Below are 5,178 nucleotides of genomic sequence, written 5' to 3'. Positions count from 1 at the left end.
GGGGAGTGACGCCGGCTGGGTCTTCGTCGTCGATGCCACAACGCGCCAGGGGGTCTGGTGGACGTGGGCGGGGGAGCCACTCACGCCACTACAGGGCATCCCACTCGACCGGCCGCTGGTCGCGCAGGGGCAGGCGCTCCTGCGCCAGGCGTTGCGCGGCTCGCTAGGTGCATTACTTTTACTGGCTACCGGATGGGTGATTGGGCGGCTGTTAGCAGCGGACCAGGAGCGTGGCGGTTTTCAAGCATCCTGGAATAAGTTTGGTGATGGCGCACATTTGGTTATACGAAGACGTGCTTTCCCCGCCCGCCTTATCCTGGTAGGGCTGACGCTCGTAAGCTTTGGCTTGGCGCTTCACGTGGCCCTCAATGTGCTCGAGGGCGTGCCCCACGTGCAGGACTCGGTCACCTACCTCTTCCAGGCGCAGACGATGGCCGGTGGGGCGCTCGCCGCCCCCGCTCCGCCGCTGGCGGAAGCGGGCAGCACCACCCACTTCGCGCAGGAGTTCTTGCTGGTGCGCGACGGTCGCTGGTTCGGCAAATACCCGCCCGGCTATCCCGCGCTGCTGGCGCTTGGCGTGCGGGCCGGCGCGCCCTGGTTGGTCAACCCCCTGCTGGCCGTGCTGACCATACCGCTGGTGTATGTATTGGCCCAGCTTGCTTATACGAAAAACGAAGGGCGTCGCGCCGCGCCTTTCCTCGCCGCGCTGCTGCTCGCCATCTCCCCCTTCTTCCTGCTCATGTCCGGCAGCCTGATGATCCATGCCGCCGAACTGTTCTGGACGCTCCTCTTCATGGTCGCGTGGGTCAAGGGGCTGGCCCGACGACAGCCGGCGAACGATAAACAACAGGCGAGCGTAACGCGAGGACTGCAAGCCGCTGGCTATAGGAAATCGCCAGCCGGTGGTCAGAGCGTGGCGAGCAGTCGGTGGGTAGCTCCGGGCAGCCGACCAGCGCTGGCCTGGAGCATTGTGGCTGGTGCGGCCCTGGGCATGCTCTTTCTCACCCGCCAGTTCACCGCCGCGACGGTCGGCCTCTCCTTCGGCATGGGCTGGTACATCCTGACATTCCGCAATAACCGCGCCACCCAGCAACCGCTTGCAGGGGCTTACCCACCAACCACCAACGGCGCGAATGCCCCCTCGCTGCCCCGCTCGCCCGCTCCCCTGCTCTTCCTCGCCACCCTTCTGCCCTTCCTGCTGGCCCTCCCCCTCTACCAGGCGGCCCTGACGGGCGACGCGCGCACCGACCCGCGCCTGCTCTACTGGCCCTACGACCGCGTCGGCTTTGGCCCAACGGTCGGCGAGCCGGAGAACGTCTTTACCCTGACCGTGACCGAGCCGCCGGCTGTCGTCTGGCGGATGGACTCGTCGCAGCCGCCACGCGGCCACACCCCCTCGCGCGGACTCTACAACCTGGGGCGCAATCTGACGGCGCTGGAGGACGATCTGTTCGGCTGGCCGGCGCTTCTCACGCTGGGCTTTCTATGGCTGGCTTTGCTGCTGCGGCGGCCGGCGGCCGGCGATTGGGTGCTGCTGCTGGTCGCGCTGGCCGTGGCCGGCGGCTACGTCGCCTATTGGGGCGCGGGCATCGCCTATGGCCCGCGCTACTTCTACGCGGCGCTGCCGGCGCTGGTCATCCTGTCGGCGCGGGGTATCTCAGCGCTGGCCGAGGTTGGCGGGCGGCGGCCGGCGGTCTTCTTGCTGCTGGCCCTCCTGGCTTACAACTTTTTCCACCTGCCCGGCCGGTTCGAGGCCTATCGCGGCTATAACTTCATCAGCGCCGCGCCGCGGGCGGCGGTGGAGGCAGCCGTCGAGCGGCCGGCGCTGGTCTTCGTGACCGCCAGTGACGTCGATTGGTGGGAGTACGGCGCGTTCTTCAGCGGCAACACGCCGTGGCTGGATGGGCCGGTGGTCTATGCCCGCGATCGAGGGCCGGCCGAGAACGCGCGGCTGCAAGCCTACTTCCCCGATCGAGCGGCATACCTTTGGCGAGATGGGCAACTAACGGCGTTCTCGCCATAGAGATGTGCCCGTTCGTAGTCAGGCAATTCATTGCCGTTCTTCGGCCCTATGCAATGTTGAGTCTTAAGAAATGGCTACGGCTACCCACGGACGATACGGAGTAAGAACGGATTCAATCCTTCACTCCATATCATCAATCCGTCTTCTTCCGTCCGTATCCGTAGCCATTTCTTAAAGCTCAACATTGCCTGAATACGAGCGGACAGCAGTCCGCTGCGCAAGGTAGTACAACCCCGCCGCGGCCAACCCCACCACCGGCGCAAACAAGAGCGTGGTCAACCCACCGGTCAGCGTGCTGCTGTCGGCGATCCGGCCGACCACCCACGCCCCCAGCCCCGCCGGCAGCCACCCTAGCCCCATGACCAGCGCCGAAGCGAAGCCGACGCTCTGCGGCCACGCCTCCTGGGCCATGACGATGGTGACGGGGAACGAGGCGCCGATCATCAACCCGATCAGCACCACCGCCCCCATCTGCGGCGCGCCGCTCAGCCGCAGCATCAGCCACTGGCCGCCGGCCATCAGCGCCAGACTGCTCACGATGACGGGCAGCCGACCGAAGCGATCCGACAGCGCCCCACCGAAGAGGCTGCCGATGCTGACGGCGACCATGAACAGCGCCAGGGCCGCGCCGGCCACGGCCAGCGATTGGCCGTTGGTGCGCAGCCACTCCGGCAGGTAGGTCGCCAGGGCTTGCTGGAAGTAGCTGCGCGCGCCAACCACGGCGATGATCGCCGCCAGCGCGACCAGCGAGCCGGCGCGGCCCGCCCCGCTGACCGTCTGCGCGGCGCGCGGCCGGGGGGCGACCGACCGCAGTTGGCGAGCCAGTAGTAAGCCGGTGAGCAGCGACACGGGGATGAGGACAGCCGTGGCTCCCAACCCGCCGCCCAGCCCCAGCGCCAGGCCGACCAGCGCCGGGCTGACCGCCGCGCCCAGGTTGCCGCCCACGGCGAAGAGCGACATCGCCCGGCCGCGGTTGGCGGCCTCGGTCTGGGCCGACAGCGCGGCGGCCGGCGGGTGGAAGGCCGCCGAGCCGACCGCAGCCAGCACCAGCAAGCCGATCAGCCACCCATAGGTTGGCATGAAGCCGACCAGCCCCATCATGACGCCGCCCCAGACCAGGCCGCCGATGGCGATGGGCCGCGGATCGCCCCGGTCGCTGAGCCAGCCGAAGAGGGGCTGGGTGATCGTTCCGGTGATAGTCATCAGCAGAGCTGCCGCGCCGATCTGGCTGTAGCTGAGACCGAGCCTGGGGATGAGCAAGACGTAGGTGACGGGCAGGAAGTTGAAGCTTGCCTCCAGGATGAGGTGGGCCAGCGACAGGAGCGGGGCCAGGCCGCTCAGCCACGGCAAAAGGCCGGCGTGGAGCCGGCCGCGGATGGTTAGCGCGTAGGTAGGGTTGTCGTGCATATCGGGCCGAATCATATCACATCTAGCCCCTGTAGCGCAGCCTGTTAGGCTGCGCTACATCTCATTGGAGATGTACGGGCTTCTTGTTAGACTTCTTTTTGAGGGAGGCCGGTAAGAGAGACACAGGGAACCGATGTCTGCATCGGCCACCGAGTTTCACAGAGAGAGCGTTATGCACGAGATCGTCTGGCAATACGATGAGACTACGCCCCACCCCGAGGTCGAGCCGGACGGCCCGACCGAGGCGCGCCGCCTGCTGATGGAGGGCAACCACGCGTTTGCCCACTTCTTCGACGAAGCGCCCGGCCCCGGCGGCCTGCTGCGCCACGTGATCCCCGTTTCGCGCCACGACCTGGGGCTGGGCGACCGGCCGGGTGAAGCGCCGCGCCAGGAGCCGTTCGCCGCCGTTCTCGGTTGCGCCGATGCCCGCGTGCCGATCGAACTCATCTTCGGGCGGCAGGCCAACGATCTCTTCATTGTTCGCGTGGCCGGCAATGTGCTGGGGAGCGAGTGCCTGGGCAGCGTCGACTACGCCGTCAACCACATCGGTACGGTCAAGCTGCTGGCTGTGCTGGGCCATACCGGCTGTGGCGCGGTCACGGCCGCGGTGGATGCCTACCTGACCCCGGCCGCTTACCTCGACGTGGCCACCAACTTCCCACTGCAATCCATCGTCAGCGCGCTGATGGCAGCGGTGCGCGGCGCAGCCCACGCCCTGAACATCGTGTACGGCAAGCAGTCGGCCGAGCTGCCCGGCTACCGGCGGGCGCTCATCGACCTGGCGGTCATCGTCAACGCCGCGCTCGACGCGTCCGTGCTGGCCCACACCTACCGCGACACCCCACAACGCCGGTTAGAGGTCACCTTTGGGATCTATGACCTGGTGCAGCGCGTCGTTGGCCTGCCCGCGCCGGACGCGGGTTGGGCCGCTGGTCTGGCCGATCCGCCGGCCGACCGGGACGAACTGGCGGCCTTCGGCCGCCGCATGGCCGCCAGCAGCTACGTCCGCGGTCTTTTGCATGCGCCACAATAGTCGAGCGACTGCGAAGCTCCCGGCCAACCAACCGACGCTCAGCAACCTGGATCGCCGCCGTCCCGGCGGTAGGTGGCCGACCGAAGAGCCGGCAGGACGCTGGCGATCCCTGCACCCTGATGTCGCGGCTACTCAGCTCATCGCCGCGCGCAGGGCGGTCACAGCCGCCGCCTCAATGTCGTGCAGGCGCAGCACGTGCCCGGCGATGCGCTCGCGGAAGGCCGTGACACCCGCGGCGTCGAGCGGGAAGTCGACCGCCGCGGCGCGGATGGCCGCCAGGCGCGCATCGATGTCGCGCAGGGCGACCGTAGCGGCGTCCCCCTCGTCCATGAAGAGCGCGTGGCGGCGCAGCAGCCGTTCGCGTGTCTCGCGCAGCGGCTCCACCTCGTCCGGCAACAGCGCCTGGCCCAGCGCGTTCCAGGCGACGGCCGCTTCACGAAACCCGGCCGCCGCTTCCCCCAGCGCGGGCCGGTTCAGGGTGATCGCCGCCTCATCCAGAAAGTCGGCGTACAAGTCGCGCTCCGCGTTGCCGTCCTTGCCGAAGGTGGCGATGTCGTTGAAGGCCCACGTCAATGTGGTAGTCGGCTAGAATCGGCATCTCGCTTACTCCTTGCGCGTTTGTCTCTGAACATTATACGCAGCGCGGCGCGCGGTGGGAAAAGGAGAGACATAGGATACCGGCGCCTTTTAGACCTGACAGGTGGGCGGCCACAAG

4 protein-coding genes are annotated in these 5,178 nt (G+C 67.7%); 2 read left to right on the top strand and 2 right to left on the bottom strand.

What is annotated here, in order from left to right; all coding sequences use genetic code 11:
- On the top strand, positions 1-2,023 hold a 2,023-nt coding region (locus ACE3UY_RS01890; protein WP_374685857.1), incomplete at its 5' end, for a hypothetical protein.
- 171 nt (positions 2,024-2,194) lie between these two features.
- Here the strand turns inward: ACE3UY_RS01890 and ACE3UY_RS01885 are convergent.
- Complete coding sequence (locus ACE3UY_RS01885) at positions 2,195-3,445, bottom strand: MFS transporter (RefSeq protein WP_374685856.1); 1,251 nt, start codon at positions 3,443-3,445, stop codon at positions 2,195-2,197.
- A 157-nt stretch (positions 3,446-3,602) separates the two neighbouring features.
- On the opposite strand from ACE3UY_RS01885, the gene ACE3UY_RS01880 reads away from it, so the two are divergent.
- Positions 3,603-4,463: a carbonic anhydrase gene (locus tag ACE3UY_RS01880; protein WP_374685855.1), complete on the top strand. Its 861-nt coding sequence runs from the start codon at positions 3,603-3,605 to the stop codon at positions 4,461-4,463.
- 132 nt (positions 4,464-4,595) lie between these two features.
- Here the strand turns inward: ACE3UY_RS01880 and ACE3UY_RS01875 are convergent, their stop codons facing one another.
- Positions 4,596-5,036, bottom strand: a complete 441-nt coding sequence (locus ACE3UY_RS01875; RefSeq protein WP_374685854.1) for a hypothetical protein — start codon at positions 5,034-5,036, stop codon at positions 4,596-4,598.
- Positions 5,037-5,178: the final 142 nt, after the last annotated feature.

Source organism: Promineifilum sp. (SeqCode) (assembly GCF_041918635.1).
Classification (GTDB): Bacteria; Chloroflexota; Anaerolineae; order Promineifilales; family Promineifilaceae; genus Promineifilum.
The sequence above is the reverse complement of the archived record's forward strand: the minus strand, read 5'-3'. Positions and strand labels throughout refer to the sequence as shown.